18 protein-coding genes are annotated in these 21,459 nt (G+C 66.3%); 14 read left to right on the top strand and 4 right to left on the bottom strand.

What is annotated here, in order from left to right; genetic code table 11:
* The first annotated feature begins 86 nt into the window (after positions 1 to 86).
* Both OCUBac02_RS19245 and hemC read left to right on the top strand, forming a co-directional pair.
* Complete coding sequence (locus tag OCUBac02_RS19245; RefSeq protein ID WP_173047906.1) at positions 87 to 1,475, top strand: aminotransferase-like domain-containing protein; 1,389 nt, start codon at positions 87 to 89, stop codon at positions 1,473 to 1,475.
* A gap of 105 nt (positions 1,476 to 1,580) precedes the next feature.
* A complete protein-coding gene (gene hemC / locus OCUBac02_RS19240; RefSeq protein WP_173047904.1) occupies positions 1,581 to 2,519 on the top strand; it encodes a hydroxymethylbilane synthase in 939 nt (312 codons plus the stop codon).
* Between the two features lie 94 nt (positions 2,520 to 2,613).
* Here the strand turns inward: hemC and OCUBac02_RS19235 are convergent, their stop codons facing one another.
* Together OCUBac02_RS19235 and OCUBac02_RS19230 are read right to left on the bottom strand one after the other, a co-directional pair.
* On the bottom strand, positions 2,614 to 2,820 hold the full coding sequence (locus OCUBac02_RS19235; protein WP_173047902.1) for a hypothetical protein: 207 nt from the start codon (positions 2,818 to 2,820) through the stop codon (positions 2,614 to 2,616).
* A gap of 82 nt (positions 2,821 to 2,902) precedes the next feature.
* Positions 2,903 to 3,925, bottom strand: a complete 1,023-nt coding sequence (locus OCUBac02_RS19230) for a DNA topoisomerase IB (protein ID WP_173047900.1) — start codon at positions 3,923 to 3,925, stop codon at positions 2,903 to 2,905.
* A 191-nt stretch (positions 3,926 to 4,116) separates the two neighbouring features.
* Here OCUBac02_RS19230 and OCUBac02_RS19225 point away from each other — a divergent pair, with 191 nt between their 5' ends.
* The 6 genes from OCUBac02_RS19225 to OCUBac02_RS19200 all read left to right on the top strand — a co-directional run bounded on the left by OCUBac02_RS19225 (position 4,117) and on the right by OCUBac02_RS19200 (position 12,012).
* Positions 4,117 to 5,598 carry a M81 family metallopeptidase gene (locus OCUBac02_RS19225; RefSeq protein ID WP_173047898.1) on the top strand — a complete coding sequence of 494 codons (1,482 nt, stop codon included), beginning with the start codon at positions 4,117 to 4,119 and terminating at the stop codon, positions 5,596 to 5,598.
* A gap of 45 nt (positions 5,599 to 5,643) precedes the next feature.
* Positions 5,644 to 7,266, top strand: a complete 1,623-nt coding sequence (locus OCUBac02_RS19220) for an amidohydrolase (RefSeq protein WP_173047896.1) — start codon at positions 5,644 to 5,646, stop codon at positions 7,264 to 7,266.
* A 215-nt stretch (positions 7,267 to 7,481) separates the two neighbouring features.
* The gene (locus tag OCUBac02_RS19215) at positions 7,482 to 9,071 is read left to right on the top strand and encodes an ABC transporter substrate-binding protein (RefSeq protein WP_244639229.1); all 1,590 of its coding nucleotides are present in this window, start codon (positions 7,482 to 7,484) and stop codon (positions 9,069 to 9,071) included.
* A gap of 206 nt (positions 9,072 to 9,277) precedes the next feature.
* Complete coding sequence (locus tag OCUBac02_RS19210; RefSeq protein WP_173047892.1) at positions 9,278 to 10,213, top strand: ABC transporter permease; 936 nt, start codon at positions 9,278 to 9,280, stop codon at positions 10,211 to 10,213.
* A gap of 9 nt (positions 10,214 to 10,222) precedes the next feature.
* Positions 10,223 to 11,044, top strand: coding sequence for an ABC transporter permease (locus OCUBac02_RS19205; RefSeq protein WP_173047890.1), 822 nt, complete (start codon positions 10,223 to 10,225; stop codon positions 11,042 to 11,044).
* 11 nt (positions 11,045 to 11,055) lie between these two features.
* Complete coding sequence (locus tag OCUBac02_RS19200) at positions 11,056 to 12,012, top strand: succinylglutamate desuccinylase/aspartoacylase family protein (RefSeq protein WP_173047888.1); 957 nt, start codon at positions 11,056 to 11,058, stop codon at positions 12,010 to 12,012.
* A gap of 70 nt (positions 12,013 to 12,082) precedes the next feature.
* On the opposite strand, the gene OCUBac02_RS19195 is transcribed toward OCUBac02_RS19200, so the two are convergent.
* The gene (locus OCUBac02_RS19195; RefSeq protein WP_173047886.1) at positions 12,083 to 13,423 is read right to left on the bottom strand and encodes a hypothetical protein; all 1,341 of its coding nucleotides are present in this window, start codon (positions 13,421 to 13,423) and stop codon (positions 12,083 to 12,085) included.
* Positions 13,424 to 13,693: 270 nt separating this feature from the next.
* On the opposite strand from OCUBac02_RS19195, the gene OCUBac02_RS19190 reads away from it, so the two are divergent.
* From OCUBac02_RS19190 to OCUBac02_RS19170, 5 genes are all read left to right on the top strand, one after another.
* Positions 13,694 to 13,966, top strand: a complete 273-nt coding sequence (locus tag OCUBac02_RS19190; RefSeq protein ID WP_047580060.1) for a hypothetical protein — start codon at positions 13,694 to 13,696, stop codon at positions 13,964 to 13,966.
* Between the two features lie 150 nt (positions 13,967 to 14,116).
* Positions 14,117 to 15,250 (top strand): GGDEF domain-containing protein, encoded by a 1,134-nt coding sequence (locus OCUBac02_RS19185; RefSeq protein WP_173047884.1) that lies wholly within the window; start codon positions 14,117 to 14,119, stop codon positions 15,248 to 15,250.
* Between the two features lie 99 nt (positions 15,251 to 15,349).
* Positions 15,350 to 16,528, top strand: a complete 1,179-nt coding sequence (locus OCUBac02_RS19180) for an acyl-CoA dehydrogenase family protein (RefSeq protein ID WP_173047876.1) — start codon at positions 15,350 to 15,352, stop codon at positions 16,526 to 16,528.
* Positions 16,529 to 16,745: 217 nt separating this feature from the next.
* Positions 16,746 to 17,342, top strand: a complete 597-nt coding sequence (locus OCUBac02_RS19175; RefSeq protein ID WP_173047874.1) for a TetR/AcrR family transcriptional regulator — start codon at positions 16,746 to 16,748, stop codon at positions 17,340 to 17,342.
* A gap of 127 nt (positions 17,343 to 17,469) precedes the next feature.
* Positions 17,470 to 18,513: a histone deacetylase family protein gene (locus OCUBac02_RS19170; protein WP_173047872.1), complete on the top strand. Its 1,044-nt coding sequence runs from the start codon at positions 17,470 to 17,472 to the stop codon at positions 18,511 to 18,513.
* Positions 18,514 to 18,700: 187 nt separating this feature from the next.
* Here OCUBac02_RS19170 and OCUBac02_RS19165 read toward each other — a convergent pair whose 3' ends face one another.
* A complete protein-coding gene (locus tag OCUBac02_RS19165; RefSeq protein ID WP_173047871.1) occupies positions 18,701 to 20,257 on the bottom strand; it encodes an acetolactate synthase large subunit in 1,557 nt (518 codons plus the stop codon).
* Between the two features lie 241 nt (positions 20,258 to 20,498).
* On the opposite strand from OCUBac02_RS19165, the gene OCUBac02_RS19160 reads away from it, so the two are divergent.
* Positions 20,499 to 21,458, top strand: coding sequence for an ABC transporter substrate-binding protein (locus OCUBac02_RS19160; RefSeq protein ID WP_197933280.1), 960 nt, complete (start codon positions 20,499 to 20,501; stop codon positions 21,456 to 21,458).
* Position 21,459 lies beyond the last annotated feature (1 nt).

The following is a 21,459-nucleotide window of genomic DNA, read 5'->3' as shown; positions in this document are numbered from 1 at the left end:
CCGATACATTCATGGCAAACTGTACGGCTATGGATGACCATACACTCAGCGCGAGAGAGCCTGCCGCGACACGGACCGAGGCGGTGATGGCGGCGATCCGCGGCCGGCTGGCGGCGCGGACGCTGGCCCCGGGCGATCGTTTGCCCTCGATCCGCGGCTTCGCCGCGACGATGAAGGTTTCGCCCTCCACGGTCGTCGAAGCCTATGACCGCCTCGCGGCCGAGGGCCTGATCCGCGCGCGGCAGGGCTCGGGCTTCTACGTGACCGGCGGCGGTCTGCCGCCTCTGGCGCTGACGCAGGCCGCTTCGCCGCAGGAACGGGTCGTCGATCCCTTCTGGGTGTCGCGCCAGTCGCTCGATGCCGAGCCCGGCGCATTGAAGCCGGGTTGCGGCTGGCTCCCGGCCGACTGGATGCCGGACGAGGCCTTGCGCCGCGGCTTCCGCGCTCTGGCACGGGCCGATGGCGCGATCCTCACCGATTACGGCGGCACGCGCGGCGCTTCCGTCCTGCGCCGGCTCCTGCTCGGACGTTTCGCCGAGGCCGGGCTTTCGGTTTCACCCGAGCAGCTCATGCTGACCGGCTCGGGCACGCAGGCGCTCGACCTGATCTGTCGCTTTCTGCTGCGGCCGGGCGATGCCGTGCTCGTCGACGACCCCTGCTATTTCAATTTCCAGGCGCTGCTGCGGGCGCATCAGGTGCGTGTGCTGAGCACGCCCTACACGCCGACCGGCCCCGACATCGCGGCGTTCGAGGCCATCGTCGCGGTCGAGCGCCCGCGCCTCTACTTGACCAATTCCGGCTTGCACAACCCGACCGGTGCCAGCCTGTCGCCGCAGGCTGCCTATCGCGTGCTGAGTGCCGCCGCAGCCAACGACATGATGATCGTCGAGGACGACATCTTCGCCGATTTCGAGCCGGAGCCCTCGTCGCGGCTGGCGGCGCTCGACGGGCTGGAGCGCGTCATCCGCATCGGCAGCTTCTCGAAGACGCTCTCGGCCGCCATGCGCTGCGGCTATATCGCGGCGCGGGCGGATTGGGTCGAGGGCCTGGTCGACCTGCAGGTCGCGACCAGTTTCGGCGGCCCGAGCCCGGTCTCGACGGAACTGCTCGCCGGCGTCCTCGCCGGCGGTGGCTATCGCAAGCATATGGAGGAACTGCATCGCCGCCTCGCCCAGGCGCGGCGCGAAGTCGCCGGTCGGCTGGAGCCCTTGGGGATTGTCCCGTGGCTGATGCCGCGCGGCGGCTTCTATCTCTGGTGTCGGCTGCCTGAAGGCATCGATTCCGCCGAACTGGCCCAACTCGCCGTGGTGCAGGGCGTGGTGCTGGCGCCGGGCAATGTCTTCAGCGTTGCCCAGACGGCAGGGAATTTCATGCGCTTCAACGTCGCACAGTCGCGCGACCCGCGCGTGATCGAGGCGCTCCGGCAGGCGATGGTGACAATGCGGCAGTCGGGTAGGGCAGCCGCTCGCGATTGATCCAGCGCAGTATGGGTTCGTGCCGCACTCGTCAGCCCGGCGCCCCCCTGATATAGACCGCCGCAACAACCGGCCCGGCCGGACAGGACCGAAAGCTTTGAGATCATGCATCTGAGGATCGGCACGCGCCGCAGCCCGCTGGCGATGGCCCAGACCAACCACGTCATGGGCCTGATCCGGGAGAAGTTCCCTCAGGCGGAGTTCACCCTCTGCCAGATCGCCACGATCGCCGATCGCGACCGCGTCTCCGAGTTCCACCAGTTCGGCATGGTCGGCGTCTTCGCCATCGAGCACGAGCAGCAACTGGTGAAGCGCGAGGTCGATTTCGTCGTCCATTCGCTGAAGGACCTGCCGACGACCTTGCACGAAGGCCTCGTCCTCGCCTCGGTGCCCCCGCGCGAGGATCCGCGCGACGCGCTCTGCGGCGCGACCATGGCCTCGCTGCGCCAGGGCGCGCGCGTCGGCACGGGCTCGCTGCGCCGCCGCGCCCAGATCCTCAACCTGCGGCCGGACGTCACCGTCGTCCCGATCCGCGGCAATGTCGGCCCGCGCCTCGCCAAGATCGGCGGGGAGGATGCGCTCGACGCCGTCATCCTCGCCCATGCCGGCCTGCGTCGCCTCGGCATGGACGAGGCCTCCTCGGAGGTGCTCGACCCGTCGCTGTTCCCCTATGCGGTCGGGCAGGGCGCGCTCGGGCTCGAGGCCCGCGCCGAGGATACCGACGTGATCGAGGTGCTGAAGGCGATCGAATGCCCCAAGGCCCGCGCCGAGGCCGAGGCCGAGCGCGAGATGATGCATGCGCTGGGGGCAGGCTGCAGCCTGCCGGTCGGCGCCTGCGCGACATGGCGGGACGCCCGCCTGACGCTGCATGCGCAGGTCACCTCGATCGAGGGCACGGAACGCGTCGTCGCCGATCAGAGCGCGGAACCGGGGCAGGCGCGCGAGCTCGGCCTCTCGGTCGCGCAGGTCCTGAAGGAAAAGGGCGGCGTCGCGATCCTCGAAAAAAGCTATCGGGGCCATTATCCAAGCTTCAAGTCGATCTGAAGCGCAGTAACGACGGAAGACCCGGCTCCATGGGGTGTCGGGACCTGCTATGCTCGTTATCGCCTGCGGGCGAACGACCGCTTCCGAGAATGGATCAGACGCTGACGGCGGCGCCGCGATGGCGGGACGCGAACAAGGCGGCTTCCCGGCGGAACAGCATCCAGGCCGGCTGCGGCGTGTCGTGGCCCGGCTCCCGCATCGACATCGTATAAGGACCGGCATTTCCGGCCGGCTTATCGGGATCGAGCCGTGCGGCGCAGCACATCGCCCGCGCTATCCGGGTTATCCGTTCTTCGTCCATATCCGCCTCCGCCGCGACGATTCAGCGGCGACGGAACGTCGAATCGGGCCTTTCGGTTCCATGGGGGCCGGATCTTTTTTCGTCAGGCAGCCAGCAGGCCCAGAGCCCGCTCGATGCGCGAGCAGCCGGGCTTGGCGCGCGCCTTCGCGTAGCTCTTCTGCAGGCGGCCGCTGGCATAGGCGTCGATGACGATCGCGTGGACATAGCTCTTGCGGACGACGGCCGGCGTATTGACCAGCTTCTCCGAGATCGAGCGCATGATGTCGGCGAGCTGGCGCTTGCGCCCGGCCTCGCTCGCCACCGCCTCGCCGGCGAGGAGCAGTTCGGCCGCCGCGGCATTGGCGGCGAGCATGCGCAGGTCCTTGCTGCTGATGGGCAGATCGCAGGCGCGCTTGAGATAGGCGTTGATCTCCGCCGCATGGATCGGCGCGACGGAGCCGTCTTCGGTCTTGTGCTGCAGCAGGCGCCGGCCGGGCAGGGTGGTGATCCGGGCAAGCGCGCGGGCCAGCGGCGCATCCTCGATCGCGCAGGAAATCTCCTTGCCGCTCTTTCCGCGGAAATGCAGCGCGACCCGCGTGCCCGTCAGCGTGGCGTGGCGCTTGAGGAGGGTCGAGGTGCCGTGGCTGCCATTCTCTTTTGCGTAGGCCTCGTTGCCGACGCGCAGATGGCAGCGGTCGATGATCGCCGCCGCGCAGGCCAGCGCCTTGTCGCGCGACAATGTCCGCGCCTTCAAGTCGGCCGCGATACGGGCACGTAGCTTCGGCAGGGCCTCGATCAGCCGGGCAAGCCGCTTGAGCTTGCGACGCTCGCGCACCTTCTCCCAATCGGGGTGGTAACGGTGCTGCACGCGGCCGGCCTCGTCATGCCCGATGGCCTGGAGATGGGCGCGCGGATCGGCGGCGATGCGGACATCCGCATAGGCCGGTGGAATGGCCAGCGAGCGGATGCGGGCCAAAGTCTCCTCATCCGTGACCTTCGCACCCTCGGCGTCACGATAGCCGAAGGAGCGGCCATGGCGGATGCGACGGATCGTGAGTTCGTCAGACGAAACACGCCGCAGTCGCGTCGCGGCGGCAGGGCGTCTAGCGTGCGGGGAAACCGGCATGGGCGGGCTCGCAGTGATCCGCTGCGAAAACGGCGCCATCATCGACTTGGTTCCACCCAGTCGAGCATATTCACCACATTCGGACAAGCGCGCAGGTTTCTGGGGATGTATGTGCGAAAATCAGTGGCCAAAATCTAGGCGCCTCGCCAAAACTGTCAAAAAAATTGAACGATGCTTTTGGGGAGATGACGGTGCCGCGCGTTTTGATCGCCGAGTTCATGCATGAGACGAACACCTTCAGTGTTCAGCTCACGGACGAGGCCACGTTCCGGGCGCATGGCGCCTTCCGCGACAACGAGATACCCGGCGCCTTCCGCGGTACGCGCACGTCCATGGGCGCCGCTTTCGAGGCCGGCGACAAATTCGGCTGGAGCCTCGTTCATCCGCTGGTGACCGGCGCCAACCCGTCCGGCCGCGTCACTGATGCCGCCTTCGACCTCTTCGCCGGCCAGATCGTCGATGCCGCCGCAGGCGTCGACGGCGTGCTGCTGCATCTCCACGGCGCGATGTCGACCGAAAGCTCCGATGACGGCGAGGGCGAGTTGCTGGCCCGGCTGCGCAAGCGTATCGGCCCGGACGTGCCCGTCGTCGCGGTGCTCGACCTGCATGCCACAGTCACGCAGCTCATGGCCGACAATGCCAACGCGCTGATCTCCTACCGCACCTACCCGCATATCGACCAATACGAGCGCACCTGGCAGGCGGCGGAACTGCTGCAGCGCGCGATCAAGGGCGAGATCAAGCCGAAGGTCGCACTCGCCCGCCGCCCGATCCTCTATGCGCTCGATGGCGGCCGCACGACCTCGCCGCCGTTCCTGGAGCTGCTGCGCCGCGGCGATGCGCTGGAAGCGACCGGAGATGCGCTCGTCGTCAGCGTCCAGGCCGGCTTCTCTTCGGCCGACGTCCACGATATCGGCCCCTCGATCGCGGTCACGGCCGATGATCGCGGCAAGGCGCAGGCCATCGCCGAGGAGCTGATGGACTATGCCTGGGAGCAGCGCCGCTTCTCCTCGATCCATTTCACGCCGCTGGCAGAGGCCATGGCCCGCGCCAAGGCTGGCGAGGCCGATGCGGGCAAGCCCGGCTACAAGCCCGTGGTGATCTCGGACTATTCCGACAATCCCGGCTCCGGCGCCTATGGCGACGCCACCAATCTGCTGCGCGCGGTGCTCGATGCCGGGCTGAAGAATGTCGGCTTCCACGCGATCAACGATCCCGAGGCGGTGCTCGCCGCCCAGGCGATCGGTGTCGGCAAGCGCGGCCGGATCAGGCTCGGCGGCAAGGTCGATCCGACCATGGGCGGCGGGCCGCTCGATCTCGATGCGCATGTCGTCGCCGTCACCGACGGCTATTTCCTCTGCCATGGCCCGATGGCCGGCGGCGTCTGGCGCAATTACGGGCTCTCGGCCCTGCTGCGCGTCGACGATGTCGAGATCATCGTCATCACTCATAACGGCCAGGCGACCGACCTCGCGCAGTTCACATCGCTCGGTGTCGACCCGACCCGGAAATCGACGGTGATCGTCAAGTCGATGCAGCATTTCCGCGCCGCCTTCGAGCCGATCGCGCGCGAGGTGTTGGAGGTCGATACCGGCGCCCTCTCGACCCGCAATTTCAAGGAGCGGCCCTACAGGAAGGTCCGCCGCCCGATCTTCCCGCTCGACGATATCTGACCGCCGCTCGCAGAGGCCGCGACCACTGGACTTAAGGAGAACACCATGGCGATTCAGGCCGATATCGTATTGCGCAACGGACCGATCTGGTGCGGGCGCGAGGAGGGCGTGGTCGGGGCGCTGGCGATTTTCCGCGACAAGGTGCTGGCCGCCGGCAGCGATGCCGAGATCAAGCCGCTGATCGGCCCGAAGACCCGCGTCATCGACCTGAAGGGCCGGCTGGCGACGCCGGGCCTGAACGATTCCCACCTGCATCTCGTTTCGCTCGGCATGACCATGGGCTGGGTCGATTCCAAGCCGGAGAGCGCGCCGACGCTGGAGGCTCTGCTCAGCGCCATTTCGGCGCGTGCCGCACAGTCGAAGCCCGGCGAATGGATCCTCTCGCGCGGCTATGACCAGACCAAGCTCGACACCGGCCGCCATCCCTATCGCGAGGAACTCGACCGCGCCGCGCCGAACAATCCGGTGATGCTGGTGCGCGCCTGCGGCCATATCGCGATCTGCAACTCGGAGGCGCTGCGCCTCGGCGGGATCGACGAGACGTCGCCGACGCCGCAGGGCGGCCTGATCGAGCAGCAGAACGGCCGCCTCACAGGCCTGCTCGCCGAGAACGCCCGCGCGCCGGTCCAGGCCGCGATTCCGGCCGCGACCGAGGAGGACATCATCGCCGGCATCGAGCGCGGCGGACAGTATCTGCTCTCGCTCGGCATCACCAGCTGCATGGACGCCGCCGTCGGCCAGAAGGGCGGCTTCCGCGAAATCGCGGCCTATCATCGCGCCAAGCGCGACGGGCGCCTGCCGGTCCGCACCTGGCTGACGCTGCTCGGCGACGACGGCCGCTCGATCGTGCCGCAATGCTACGACGCCGGGCTGATTTCCGGCACCGGCGACGAGATGCTGATGATCGGCGGCGTCAAGCTCTTCCTCGATGGTTCGGCCGGCGGCCGCACGGCCTGGATGACCGAGCCCTATCTCGGCGAGGACAAGACCACCGGCGTCTGGATGTGGGAGGATGCCGAGCTCGAGCGCATGGTGCTCGATGCCCACAGGAAGGGCTATCAGCTCGTCTGCCATGCCATCGGCGACGCCGCGATCGAGCAGCTCATCACGGCTTACGAGAAGGCGCTCGCAGCCTTTCCCGATCCGGATCGCCGCCACCGCATCGAGCATTGCGGGTTCTCGACCCCGGCCCAGCACGAGCGCATGGTCAAGGCCGGCATCTATCCCTGCCCGCAGCAGGTCTTCATCCATGATTTCGGCGATGCCTATGTGAAGGTGCTGGGTCCCGAGCGAGCGCTGCCGAGCTACCCGTTCCGCACCTGGTTCGATCTCGGCCTGAAGCCGGCGACGGGCAGCGACGCCCCGGTCTGCGACCCCAATCCCTTCCCGAATTTCCACACCATGCTGACACGTGAGACCTGGAAGGGCACGGTGATGGATGCAGCCCAGCGCGTCTCGATCGAGGAGGCGCTGCAGGCCTATACCGAGTTCGGCGCGTTCTCGCAGAAGCAGGAGCACGTGAAGGGCCGCCTCGCGCCGGGCTTCCTCGCCGATGTCGCGGTGTTCTCGCGCAACCTGCTGACGGCCGAGCCCACGGATATCCTCAAGGATACGCGCTGCGATCTGACCATTCTCGGCGGCGAGGTCGTCTACGAGCGGGGCGTGTGAGTGTGAGCATCTTCGAGCGAAAAAGGCCGTTTCGCGTGAAGAAAATGCGAAAAAAAGTCCCGAATAGTGCTGGTGCGCCGTGAATCGCGGGGCTGTTCGGCGAATTTGACCGCGCGGGGGAAGACAAGCGCGGTAAAGCCGCTATGGTTCCACTTGGAAGCAAACAACTCCGGATTAACCGGAGTGGATGGAAAACGGGAGGATTGATCGTGTTGTTGAAGAAATTTGCCTTCGCCACCGCTTTGACGCTGGCGGCCTTTACCATCTCGGCGCAGGCTCAGGAGCCGCGCCGCGGCGGAATGATCCGCTTCACGGCGCCCTATGGTGCCTCCTTCGTCAGCAATGACAGCCATGTCTCGAACCAGATCCAGGACGAGATCTACGGCTATGCTCTGCACGGCATGCTGTTCCGCTGGGATTCCAAGGCCGGCAAGCCCGAGCCCGAACTGGTCAAGAGCGTGACCACCTCGGCGGACGGCTTGACGCATACGGTGAAGCTGCGCGACGACGCGCTCTTCCACAATGGCCGCAAGATGACGGCCGACGACGTCATCTGGACCTTCCATCGCCTGGTCGACGGCTCCAAGAACTATCCGGGCGCGCGCCACGTCTCACGCATCAAGGGCGGTGCCGAAGTCCGCAAGGGCGAGGCCAAGACGATCTCCGGCCTCAAGAAGATCGACGACTTCACCATCGAGATGACGATGATCGACCCGGTCGATATCGGGTTCCTCTTCTTCGGCGCCACCACGGCGATCCTGCCGGCCAAGGAGGCGCAGGAGCCGGACTTCTTCAATAAGCCGATCGGCCTCGGCCCGTTCAAGTTCGTCGAGCATGTCCCCGGCTCGCGCATGGTCTTCGAGCGCTGGGAGAAGTACTACAAGCCCGGCAAGCCTTATGCCGACAAGCTGGTGATCTCGCCGATGGGCGAGGCGGCTGCGCGCGACGTCGCCTTCCGCAACAAGGAGATCGACGTCTCGATCCTGGGCGCGACCCAGTACGTCGCCTACAAGGCGGACCCGAACCTCTCCAAGGGTATCCTGGAGGTCGCGGAGGTCTTCACCCGCAACATGGGCATGAACCCAGAGTTCAAGCCCTTCTCCGACAAGCGGGTGCGCCAGGCGATCAACCATGCCATCGACAGCGACCTGATCATCAAGCGCCTGGTTCGCGACAAGGCGTTCCGCGCGGTGAGCTGGCTGCCGCTGTCCTCGCCGGCCTTCGACAAGGCCGCGAAGCCCTATGCCTATGATCCGGAGAAGGCCAAGAAGCTGCTGGCCGATGCCGGCTATCCCGATGGCTTCGAGTTCGAGTGGACGGCGACGCCGAACGAGAGCTGGGGCATCCCGATCGTCGAGGCGACGATCCCGATGCTCGCCAAGGTCGGCATCAAGGTGAAAATCAAGCCGGTCGAGACCTCGGCGCTCGGTGGCGTCATCGCGAAGGGCGACTTCCAGGCCTATATCTGGTCGAACACCTCCGGCCCCGATCCGCTGACGGCGCTGAAGTGCTTCCACTCGACGACGCCGCGCTCCTCCTGCAACTACACCACCTTCAAGAATCCGGCCTACGACAAGGTGCTCGACGAGGCGGCGGCCGAGAAGGATGCCGGCAAGCGGCTCGAGCTGCTGAAGAAGGCCAATGCCATGCTGCAGGACGAGGCCCCGGTCTGGTTCTTCAACTACAACAAGGCGGTGCTGGCCTATCAGCCCTGGCTCCACGGCCTCCAGGCGAACGCGACGGAGCTCGCGCTCCAGCGTTACGAGGATCTCTGGGTCGACGCCTCTTCGCCTGCGGCGAAGTAAGGCCGAGCCACGCCACCCGGCTGTCCGTCCGGGTGGCGGAACCGCTCCGGTCATCCCGGACAAGCGGCGAAGCCGCGCTGATCCGGGATCCATGCCTGAACCGTTCCGGCATGGATTCCGGGTCCGCGCTTCGCTCCGTCCGGGATGACGGCAGACAATGATCTTTCCGATAGCGGCACCTCGGCGGCTGCAATCAGGAGCTCACCATGTTGCCCTATGTCGTCCGCCGCCTGCTGCAGGCCATTCCGATCCTGCTTGCGGTCGCCGGGCTCATCTTCGTGATGTTCAGCGTCATCCCCGGCGATTTCGCCTCGACCCAGATGGCGGACGGCCGTTCGGTCGTCGATGCCGAGCAGGTCGCGCGCATGAACAAGCAGTTCGGCCTCGACGATCCCGTCCATGTGCGCTTCGCGAACTATGCGATGAAGCTCGCGACATTCGATCTCGGCACCTCGTTCCGCACGCGCCAGCCGGTGATCAATTCGCTGGCGGAGCGAATCTGGCCCAGTCTCCAGCTCGCCATCGCCGCGATGGCCTTCGCCATCGTCTTCGGCATCCCGCTCGGCTTCCTGGCGGCCTTGAGACCGGGTGGCTGGCTCGACATGCAATCGATGTTCGTCGCCGTGTCCGGCCTGTCTCTGCCGCAGTTCTGGCTCGGGCTGATGCTGATGTACGCCTTCGCCCTGGTTCTCGGCTGGTTTCCGAGCTTCGGCTATGGCGATGGCAATCCGCGCTATATCGTGCTTCCGGCGGTCGCGCTCGGCGTGGCGCCGCTCGCGCTGCTCGCCCGCACGACGCGCGCCGCCGTGCTGGAGGTCATGAACGCCGACTTCGTCCGCACCGCCCGCGCCAAGGGCAACGGCGAGGTCCGGGTGATGCGCTGGCACGTGGCGCGCAACGCCATGGTCATCGTGCTGACGACGCTCGGCCTGCAGTTCGGCTCGATCATGGGCGGCGCGGTCGTAATCGAAAAGCTCTTCGCCTGGCCGGGCATCGGTTCGCTTCTGGTCGACAGCGTGTCGCTGCGCGACATCCCCGTCGTCCAGGCCTGCATCCTGCTGCTGGTGCTTTTCTTTCTCGTCGTGAACATCATCGTGGACGTGCTCTGCGCTCTGATCGATCCGCGCATCAAATATACCTAGGGGCGGGGCATGAAATTCCGGGCTAATCTGTGGATCGGCGGCGCGCTCTTCGCTGCCGTCGTGATCGGCGGGACGCTGGCGCCCTGGCTGGCGCATACCGATCCCGTGATGGATGCCAACCTGATGAATGCCGAGGTTCCGCCCGGCTCCGAATTCTGGTTCGGCACCGATGCGCAGGGTCGCGACATCTACAGCCGCGTGCTCTACGGCGCGCGTATCTCGCTGACGGTCGGCATCGTCTCGCAGTTGATCAACACGGTGATCGGCGTGGCGCTGGGTATGTCGGCGGGCTATTTCGGCGGCTGGTGGGACGATTTCGTCAACGGGCTGACCAATCTCATGCTGTCGATCCCCTCGCTGATCTTCGCGCTCGCCATCATGGCGATCCTTCAGCCCGGCCTGACCAGCCTGCTGATCGCGCTCGGCCTGACCAACTGGTCCTATACCTGCCGGCTGTCGCGGGCCGCGACGCTCTCGATCAAGCAGCAGGGCTATGTCGAGGCGGCGCGCTCCTTCGGCTCCAGCAATCTGCGCATCATGCTGCTGCAGATCCTGCCGAATATCGCCGGCCCGATCATCGTCATCGGCACGCTCGGCATGGGCGGTGCCGTGCTGGCGGAAGCCGCGCTCTCCTTCCTGGGGCTGGGCATCCGCCCGCCCTTCCCGAGCTGGGGCTCGATGCTCTCCGACGCGCGCGACCAGATCACCACCGCGCCCTGGATCTCGGTCTTTCCGGGTCTCGCCATCTTCATGACCGTGCTCGGGCTCAACCTGCTGGGTGACGGCCTGCGCGACATCCTCGACCCGCATTCCCAGCTTCGAAAAGCCTGAAGATAAAGCTTATGACTGCGCCCGACCCGATCGATCCGCCGCTCGAGACCATTCGTTTCCACGGGCTGAAGGCTGGGCCGAAGCTCCTCGTCTTCGGCGCCGTCCACGGCAACGAGACCTGCGGGCCGAACGCCATCGCGCGCGTCATCGAGGATTGCCGCGGCGGGCGGGTCGTGATCCAGCGCGGCGAGGTCACCTTCCTGCCCGTCGCCAATCCCAAGGCCTACCGGCAGAACACCCGCGAGGGCGACCGCAACCTCAACCGCGACCTGCGCGAGCGGCCGCAACCCGTCGACAACGAGGATCGGCTCGGCAATCGTCTCTCCGCCATCCTGCGCCAGCACGACATGCTGCTCGACGTCCATTCCTTCACCGGGGAGGGCGTGCCCTTCGTCTTCTTCGGCCCGGACGACAATCGCGGCACGCTCGAACCCTTCCGGCACGGTGTGGCCGAGGCTGCTTTCGCCGCCTGCCTCGGCGTCGACCTGATGATCCATGGCTGGCTCGACATCTATGTCCGGCTGATAGCGGCACGCGAGCGGCTGAACCTGCCGCGGCTCGCCGTCACCGAAGGTTTCGGCACGACGGAGTTCATGCGCTTCGCCGGCGGCTATGGCGTGACGCTCGAATGCGGCCGCCACGAGGACCCGGCTTCGGTCGATGTCGGCTACAAGGCGATCCGCAACGTTCTCGCCCATCTCGGCCTGACCGATGAGCCGCCGCCGGACCCGGAGAAGCGGGTCGTCGTCCATATGGACGATCTCGTCATCTGCGAGGCCGAGGGCGACCGCGTCGAGGGCAACTGGAAGACCGGCGACCGCGTCGCCAAGGGCACGCCGATCGCCCGCCGTGCCGACGGCACGATCGTGACGATGCCGCGCGACGGCTTCATCATCTTCCCCAATCCCAAGGCCAAGCCCGGCGAGGGCATCTGCTATCTGGGCACGGAGAGCCGCCGCCGGTTCTGAGCGCGATCACGCTTGTCATTCGGGGCGCGCCGCAGGCGCGAACCCGGAACCCATGAACACGACCTTTGCGTCATGGTCGGGCTTGTCCCGACCATCCACGTCTTTGCTGGTTGAGAGCTGGACTTAAGACGTGGATGCTCGCCACAAGGGCGAGCATGACGAACTGAAGTAAGGTCGCGCCCATAGGTTCCGGGTTCTTCGCTGTGCGAAGCTCCGGAATGACAAGGGGGCTGCCAGGCCAAGGCTCTATCCGCCGCTCTTCTCGGGCTTGCCGATGCGGCTGAGGTCGATCTGCTTCTGCAGGCCGAGCATGACGCTGAACGAGGTCACGGGCGTGAGCCCGGTCTCCTTGGTCTTGCGCCAGGCTCCGGAGACGGTCGCGGTGAAACCCTTGCCCAGGCTGCGCTGGTAGTCGAGGCCGATGCCCTTCTGGTCCGAGCGGGCATCGAGGCCGACATAATCGTCTGTCTTGCGCCGGGCCGAGACGCTGACGGCGTTGTCGTCGTCGATCCGCGCCGTCAGCTTCGCCTCGTGCGCACGTCAGGTTGATGACCGAGAAGGGCAGGGTGGTGTCCTCTACCGTGCGGGTCGAGCCGAGATCGAGCGTGAAGCGCTCATAGGGCAGGCGCAGCTTCGCGGTGTAGAGCAGGCTCTCGACCGCATCGAATTCTTTTTCCGGGAAATAGGCCCGGAACGGCGACAGCGAGCCCTCGATCGCGGCATTGCCCAGCACCGTCGAGAAGAACAGGTTGGGTTGCAGCCGGTTATGGTCGCGTCGGAAGCCGAGATAGTCGACGCCCTCGATGTAATGGACGCGCGAGACGCCGAAGGAGAGCCCGATCTCGGTCTCGCCCGAGCGCCAGGCTGCGCCGGTCGTCAGTCCCAGCGTGCCGAAATTCTCGTCGCGCGGCAGGAAAGCGCCGAGATTGAAGACGTTGCGCTCGTTCAGCGCGGTGATGCGCGCTTCCCCGCTGGCGAAGAGGCGGAACGGGCCGACGCCATGGTCGAGGCGCTCGCGCCAGGCCAGGCTGCTTTTTCGGCGTGACCAGGTCTGCTCGGTGCCCGCCGAGAGCGAGGATTGCAGCGCCGTCGCCTCGCCGAGGCCGACACCGTGCTTCAGCGTAAGCGAATGGGCGCGGGCCGAGGCGAGCGCGCGCGGATCGTAATGCGTTTCGACCAGCGACAGGTTGAGCCCATAGCCGTTCTGCAGCGTGCCGTGGAGATAATCCCAGGTCGCATAGGTTGTAACGACCGGCGTGCCGTTCGCCCCCTGGATGCCGGCCGGGTTGCTGTCGAAGCCGCCGCGAAGCCCGATCACGGCGACCGAACTCTCCTTTTCCTCGGGAGCTTTCTCCGTCGCGAAGGCGAATGAGGCATGAAGGGCCAGAATCGATAGGATGATGCTGCGCATCGATATCGCCATGATCTCACCAATGCTTTCGGTATCATGGAGTATATTGGTTAATAATTTGCAAATTCTGGGAAGATTGCTGAATTAATATTCAAAATTTTCTTCAAGGTATTGGAGTTCAATTCGCGTATGTGGTGAAAACATACTTCGATCTGTCGATTAACTTTACCTGGTATGGTTAATGTTGAGATAGAGTTGTTTATGTCGGTTGTTACAACCTATGCGTGTTTTATCGCTTCCGCTCCGGAGGCGAAGACAGGGAGAAGCAAGATGAAATACGCGATTGTTCTCGCTACGGTTGCGGCCTTCGCCGTTTCCCCGGCCATGGCCGGCGGTCGGGGCGGTTCTCTTCTCGGCGGAATCGGCATCCCGGTGACGGGGGTCAAGATCAATGCGCTCAACAATGTCGGCGTCCTCAGCGGCAACAACATCGCCAACGGCAACAAGGTCGGCATCGCCGCCCCGGTGAAGGCGATCGTCAGCCGGAACGGCATCGTCGGCGGCCTGCTCGGCGGTCTCGGCCACGGCTGCGGTTGCAACTGACGAACCGCGCCCGACCTCCCCATCTGCAACTTGGAACGGGGCTGGCCTTGCCGGCCCCTTTTTGCGGTTCGCCCGCCGGCGATGCGATCGCTAAAATGCCGGGGATCGGGCTGACGGGTTCTTAGAGCCTCGCGCGTAGAGCCATGCGCCATGCATCTGCTGATGAGGCCCCGCAAACGCGCCGCGCAGTTGCCCGCGGAAATCGAGATCGAGATCATCTCGCGTCTCTTCGCGGCCTTGCCGCAGATCCTCTGCATCGCGGCCGGGCTGATCGTCGGCTCCGCCATCATGGCCGTCCAGACCGGCGAGACGATCTTCTGGTGGCTGACCGGGGCAGGCGTCGTCACGACGCTGGCGCGCATCGCCAACATCGTCGGCTTCAAGCGCCGCAACCCTGCGCGCAAGCTGACGCTGGCCGAGGCGCGGCGCTGGGAAGCCGGCTACGCCTACACCGCCTTCGCCTTCACGCTCGTCATTGCCGCGCTGACCCTGACGGCTGCGGCCGCCGACCATGCCGAGGGCTTCGTTCTCAGCCTCGGCCTGACCATGGCGCTGACCGCCGGGTCCTATCTGCGTACCTTGCGTTACTGGATCTGCGCGGTGCTCTCGACCATCGCGATCGGCACGCTGGTCGTTGCTTTCCTCAGGTCCGGCGATCCGCTCTATCAGGCGTTGAGCGTGCTGCTGCTCGTCTATCTCTATTCGATCTACGAAAGCTCCGATCACATCATCGGCCAGTTCGAGGAATTGCTGATGGTCCGGCGCGAGCTCGACTTCGCCGCGAGCCACGATCCCCTGACCGGCCTCGTCAACCGCCGCGGACTTGACCGTGTGCTCGGCGAAGCCGGCGAGAGCGGCGAGGCGCTCGGTCTCCTGCTGCTCGATCTCGACGGCTTCAAGCTGATCAACGATCGCTACGGCCATCATGCCGGCGACGATCTGCTCAAGCAGGTCGCGATGCGATTGAAGGGCGTCGTCCGGCCCGGGGACAGCGTGGCGCGGCTCGGCGGCGACGAGTTCGCCCTCATCGTGCGCGGCGTCGAGGATGCCGTTGCGCTCTCCGAAGTGGCCGACCGGGCGGTGTCGGTCGTCAAGGCGCCGTTCATGCTAATGGGCCAGCTCGTCACCGTCGGCGCAAGCGTCGGGGTTTCCCTCAGGTCGGGGCGGGATTCCGCCCATTGGACGGCCGAGATGCTGACGCGCGCGGCCGATCAGGCGCTCTACGGCGCCAAGCGCGCCGGCAAGGGCCGCAGCATGGTCGCGCACTGGGACGACGTCGCCTGACATCGCCGCGAATTGCCGATAGCTTGATCTCGGCGAGGTATTCACCTACCGTCCGACAGGTAGATCGCCGATGGCGCTGCGCGAGAAGGGGAGAAGGCGATGTCATCGGACGGAAAGCTTGTCGCGGAGGGCGCGCGCCGCTCGCCTTACTTCACCGAAGAGCACGAGGCGCTGCGCGACCAGGTCCGCCGCTTCGTCGAGACCGAGATCAAGCCGCATGCCCTGCAATGGGAGGAGGACGGCTTCGTCCCGCGCGCCGTGCTGCGCAAGATGGGCGAGCTCGGCTTCTTCGGCATCCGCTACCCCGCCGATTACGGGGGCTCCGAGATGGACACGATGGCGACCGTCGTGCTGGCCGAGGAGCTGGGTCGCTCGACCTTCTCCGGGGTCGCGATCACGGCGCTGGTCCATACCGACATGGCCTCCGTCCATATCGCCAATGCCGGCAATCAGGCCCAGAAGGACAAGTACCTGCCCGGCATCATCGCCGGCGAAACGATCGTCGCGGTCGCCGTCACCGAGCCCGATGCAGGCTCGGACGTGAAGGGCATCCGCACCACGGCGCGGCGCGAGGGCGATCACTACGTCCTCAACGGCGCCAAGATGTTCATCACCAACGGCGTCCATGCCGATCTCTACTGCGTCGCCGCCAAGACCGATCCGCAAGGCAGGCCCTCGCAATCGGTCTCGATCTTCGTGGTCGAGAAGGGCACGCCGGGCTTCTCCGTCTCGCGCGCGCTCGACAAGCATGGCTGGCGCTCGTCCGATACCGCCGAACTCTCCTTCGTCGATTGCAAGGTTCCGGCCGAGAACCTGCTCGGGCAGGAGGGCCGCGGTTTCTACGCGATCATGAGCAATTTCCAGAACGAACGCACGGTGATCGGTGCGATGGCGATGGGCGAGGCGCAGGCCGCGATCGACCTGACGCTGGACTATGTAAAGACGCGAAAAGCCTTCGGCGCGCCGCTCTGGGAGAAGCAGGCGATCCGCCAGCGCCTTTCCGAGCTTGCGAGCAAGGTCGAGGCCGGCCGCCAGCTCGTCTATCACGCCGCCTGGCTCGACGCGCAGGGCTTCGACGCCACCCGCGAGGTCTCGATGGCCAAGGCCTATTGCGGCGAGCTGGTCAACGAAGTGATGTACGACTGCCTGCAGTTCCATGGCGGCATGGGCTACATGCGCGAGAGCGCGATCGAGCGCATGACCCGCGACGCCCGCGTCCAGGCGATCGGCGGCGGCGCGACCGAGGTTATGCTCGAGGAAGTGGCGAAGCGGCTGTGAAGGCCGAGCGTCATCCCGCACGCGCTGCGGCATGCAATGCTGCGACGCAGATGCGGGACCGTCTTCCGGTAGGGCGCCTGTCATCCCGTGCGCGCCGCAGCGTGAAACGCTGCAGCGCAGACACGGGACCGTTCCCCGGAAAACGCGCCTTCTTGTCACGCGGTCCCGGGTCTGCGCCGCGGCGCTGCGCGCCGCAGCGCGCACGGGATGACACCCTATGAGTGAAGCGCCAACGACGCGGCCGACCGGCGAAGGCGGCTCGCGCCGGCTGATCCTCGACCATGCCGCGCGGCTGCTGCGCGGCGGCGGCTATCATCAGACCACCCTGCGTGAGATCGCCGAGGCCGTCGGCATCCGCAAGGCGAGCCTCTACTACCATTTCGGCTCGAAGGAGGAGATCGTCGAGGCGGTCGTCAACGATGGCGTGCGCTTCGTCCATGAGGCGGTCGTCGCGGCGTTGGCCGCGAAGGAAGACGCTTCGCCACGAACCCGGCTGGAAGCGGCGATCCGCGCGCATCTCTCGGCCCTTCACGGCCATGGCGACTATACCTCCGCCAGCATCAAGGTCTTCACCTTCGGGGCGGCGCCGGTACCCGAAAGCGTGCGCGCCGTGCGTCGTGCCTATGAGGATGTCTGGCGCGGCCTGATCGCCGAGTGGCAGGAAGCGGGCGGCATGCCGGCCGGCAATTCGCCGGATGTGCTCAGGCTCTTCCTGCTCGGCGCGCTCAACGGTTCGACCGATTGGTACCGGCCGGAGCGCCATGCGATCGATGCCCTGGCGCGCGAATTCGTGGCGCTGCTCTCGCCGCACTGAGCCCGTTGCCCCGCCCTGAACGCAGGGGAGGGCGGCATCGTCATGGCTGACCGGCGCGGCGGCGGTTGCTAGCATCTCCTCGCGGGGCTGACGGTCGCCTCGCGATCTGACGAGGATGCTTCGCCTGATGCGCGCCTTCTACCACCCCGACCAAGCCCTTCACGATCCCCAGCAATATATGCGCTTCGGCAGGGTCGTGGCGCCCAAGGACCTGCCGGAGCGGACGGAGCGCTTGCTCGGCGCGCTCGAGAAGCACGGCATCACGCCGGAGAAGCCGGCGGCGCATGGCACGGAGCCGGTCCTGGCGATCCATGATGCCGGCTTCGTCAGGTTCCTTGAAACCGCCTGGGCGCGCTGGCAGGACCTGCCGGCCGAGCGCGGGCCGGAAGTCTGGCCGAGCACCTTCCCCTATTGGAGCGGCCGGCCGGACGAGGATGTCCGCCCGCCCTGTCGTCCGACCGGCTTCATCGGCCAGCTCGGCTGGTATCTCGGCGATCTCTCGGTGCCGATCGGCGAGCATTGCTGGCATTCGACGCTGCGTTCGTCCGAGACCGCGGTTTCCGCTGCCGATGCGATCCTGGCCGGCGAGCGCGCCGTCTATTCGCTCTGCCGCCCCTCCGGCCACCATGCCCGCGCCGATCGCGCGACCGGCTTCTGCTATCTCAACAACACCGCGATCGCGGCCCAGCGTCTGCGCTCGAAATTCGGCAAGGTCGCGATCCTCGATGTCGACGCCCATCACGGCGACGGCACGCAGCAAATCTTCTATCGCCGCAACGACGTGCTGACGATTTCGGTCCATGCCGATCCCACGAACTACTACCCGTTCTTCACCGGCTATGCCGACGAGCGCGGCAACGGCCCGGGCGAGGGCTTCAACCTGAACCTGCCGCTGGCCCATGGTGCGGGTGGTGCCGCGATGGAAGCGGCGGTCGCCGAGGCCGGCAGGGCGATCCGCGATTTCGGCGCCGAGGTCGTGGTGATCGCGCTGGGCTACGATGCCCACAAGGACGACCCGATCGGCGTGCTGAAGCTGGGGGCCAGCGATTTCGGCACGATCGGCCGGCAGGTGAAGGGCTTCGGCCTGCCGACGCTGGTGGTGCAGGAGGGCGGCTACGCTATCGAGGCGATCGGTGATTGCCTCGACGCGTTCCTGGGCGAGTTCAAGTAGCGCCTGTCTTCTCCGGGATCACCGGCTGTCATCCCGTGCGCGCTGCAGCGTGAAACGCTGCGGCGCAGACACGGGACCGCGTGACGAGAGGGCGCCTCTTTCTGAGAACGGTCCCGCATCTGCGCCGCAGCACTTCGTGCCGCAGCGCGTGCGGGATGACACGCTTCAGATGGCGACTTGACCCCTCTCAGATCGCCGCCTCGATCAGGAACGGCCCCTTCTTGGCCAGCGCCGCCTTGAACAGGCTCGCGAACTCCTCGGCGGTGGTCGCCCGCGCCGCTTCGACGCCCATGCCCTTGGCCATCATCACCCAGTCCAGCGCCGGCTCGTCGATGTTCAGCATCAACGTGGCGTTGCGGCCGAAATCGTTGACGCCGACGGCGCGCATCTCGCCATGCAGGATCTGGTAGGTCCGGTTGGCGAAGACGACGGTGACGATGTCGAGATTCTCACGCGCCTGTGTCCACAGGCCCTGCACCGTGTACATGCCCGAGCCGTCGGCCTGCATGCCGATGACCTTGCGGTCGGGGCAGGCGACGGCCGCGCCGATGGCGAGCGGGATGCCTTCGCCGATCGCGCCGCCGGTGAGCTGGATATAGTCGTGCTGCGGCGCGCTGTGGCAGTCGTAATAGAAGCTGCGGCCGGACGAGACCGACTCGTCGCAGACGATGCAGTTCTCCGGCAGCAGCGCCGAGACGATGGCGCAGGCCTTGTCGGCATCGAGCTTGCCGGTCGGCAGGCCGGGCTGCTCCTTACGCGCCGGCGCGATGTAGAGCGGGGCGGTCTTGGTCGCGCCCATCTCCTCGGCGAGCGCGGTGATCGCGGCCGGCAGGTCGTCGCCGGGGATCGCGAGCTTGGCGACCTCGCAGCCGTCATGGATCAGGCGGCCGGGCTTGCCGGGATAGGCGAAGAAGCCGACCGGAACCTGCGCGCCGACGAGCACGAGATAGTCGACGTCCTTGAGTTGCTCGAGCGCCTTGTCGATCGGGTAGAACACCTTGGGCATGGCGACGCGGCCGGCGCCGCGCTGGATGCGCCCGTTCGACATCTGGCTGAAGATCTGGGCGCCGGTGACCGCGCAGATGCGGGCGGCCATCTCCATCGGCTTCTCGCGCAGCGCGAGGCCGGTCAGCATGATCGCGCCACGTTTGCCATGCTTGCGCAGGCCGGCCGCGACCTCGCGGATCGTCGCGCCCTCGACGCTCTTCAGCGCCGGCAGCTCGGTCGGCTTCAGCGTGGCGGGCTCGACGCTGCCCCAGGCGCAATCGGCCGGGAGGATGACCGTGGTGACGCCGGGCAGCGTCAGCGAGGCGACATAGGCCTCCCCGATCGCCGGGCCGACATCCTCCGGCGTCGCGATGCGGCGGACGAAATGCGACATCGGCTCGGCCAGGCTCTCGATATCGCTGGTCAGCGGCGCGTCATGCTGGAGATGATAGGTCGCGTGGTCGCCGACGACATTGATCATCGGCGTGCGGGCGCGCCTGGCATTGTGCATGTTGGCGAGCGCGTTCGCCATGCCGGGGCCGCAATGCAGCAGCGTCGCCGCCGGCTTGTCGGCCATGCGCGCATAGCCATCGGCGGCGCCGGTCACCACGCCCTCGAACAGGCCGAGCACGCAGCGCATTTCCGGCTTGCGGTCGAGCGCCGCGACGAAATGCATCTCGGACGTGCCGGGATTGGCGAAGCAGGTATCGACGCCGTTGATCAGAAGCGTGTCGCAAAGGCGGTCGGCGCCGTTCATTGGGAAACCTCGACTCACAGAAAGAAGGCGCCCCTCGCGCCGGCGGGCGGAAGAGGAGGAAATTCCCTCTGCCCTGTCAAACGAGAGAATGTCATGACTTCCCCAAGCGGCGCTGATCGGCCGCTTGACGTTTTTGCATATGCAATTAGGCTGGTCTGGAACGAAGGTTGCATCGCAACACGAAGGGCGTCTAGGCGTCTGGATGAGGCGTCAGCCGAAAAACAGGGGAAGGGTTTCAATCATGGCAGTTTTCAAGCGCGCCGGCGTGGCGGTGGGTTTTGGCTTCGCGGCGCTTCTGGCGGCGGGCGGCGCCCAGGCGCAGACGAAGGTCAATATCGGCATTTCCGGCTGGACCGGCTTCGCGCCGCTGGTGCTCGCCAAGGAGGCCGGCATCTTCGCCAAGAACGGCCTCGACGTCACCATCAAGAAGATCCCGCAGAAGGATCGCCACCTTGCCATCGCTTCCGGCGACATCCAGTGCGCCGCGACCACAGTGGAGACCTGGATCGTCTGGGATGCGGCCGGCATCAAGACGAAGCAGATCTTCCAGCTCGACAAGAGCTACGGCGCCGACGGTATGGCCGTGCGCAAGGACGTCGCCGCGATCAAGGACCTGAAGGGCAAGACGGTCGCGGCCTCGGCGCCGGGCACCTCGCCCTATTTCGCCCTGGCCTGGATGCTCAAGGAGAACGGCCTCTCGGTGAAGGACGTCAAGGTCGTCAACATGGAGCCCGGCCCGGCCGCGCAGGCCTTCATCGCGGGCCAGAACGACGCCGCCATGACCTATGAGCCCTATCTCTCCACCGTCCGCGACAAGCCGGACGCCGGCAAGATCATCGCCACCACGCTCGACTATCCGATGGTGATGGACACCTTCGGCTGCACCCCGGCCTTCCTGGTCAACGACAAGGCTGCGGCGGCACTCGCCCAGAGCTATTTCGAGGCTCTGGACATGATCAAGAAGGACCAGGCCAAGGCCTACGAGACCATGGGCGCCGACGTGAAGCAGACCGGCGAGCAGTTCGGCAAATCGGCCGGGTATCTGCGCTGGTCGGATGCCGAGGGCAACAAGAAGTTCTTCTCGGGCGACTGGCAGGCCTTCTCGTCCAAGGCCGCCGACCTGCTGCTCGAAATCGGCCTGATCAAGGCCAAGCCTGATCTCGCCACGCTGGTCGATACCAAGTTCGTCGCCGGCAAGTAAC

The organism is Bosea sp. ANAM02 (genome assembly GCF_011764485.1).
Classification (GTDB): Bacteria; Pseudomonadota; Alphaproteobacteria; order Rhizobiales; family Beijerinckiaceae; genus Allobosea.
This window is presented reverse-complemented; position numbering and strand designations above follow the sequence as displayed.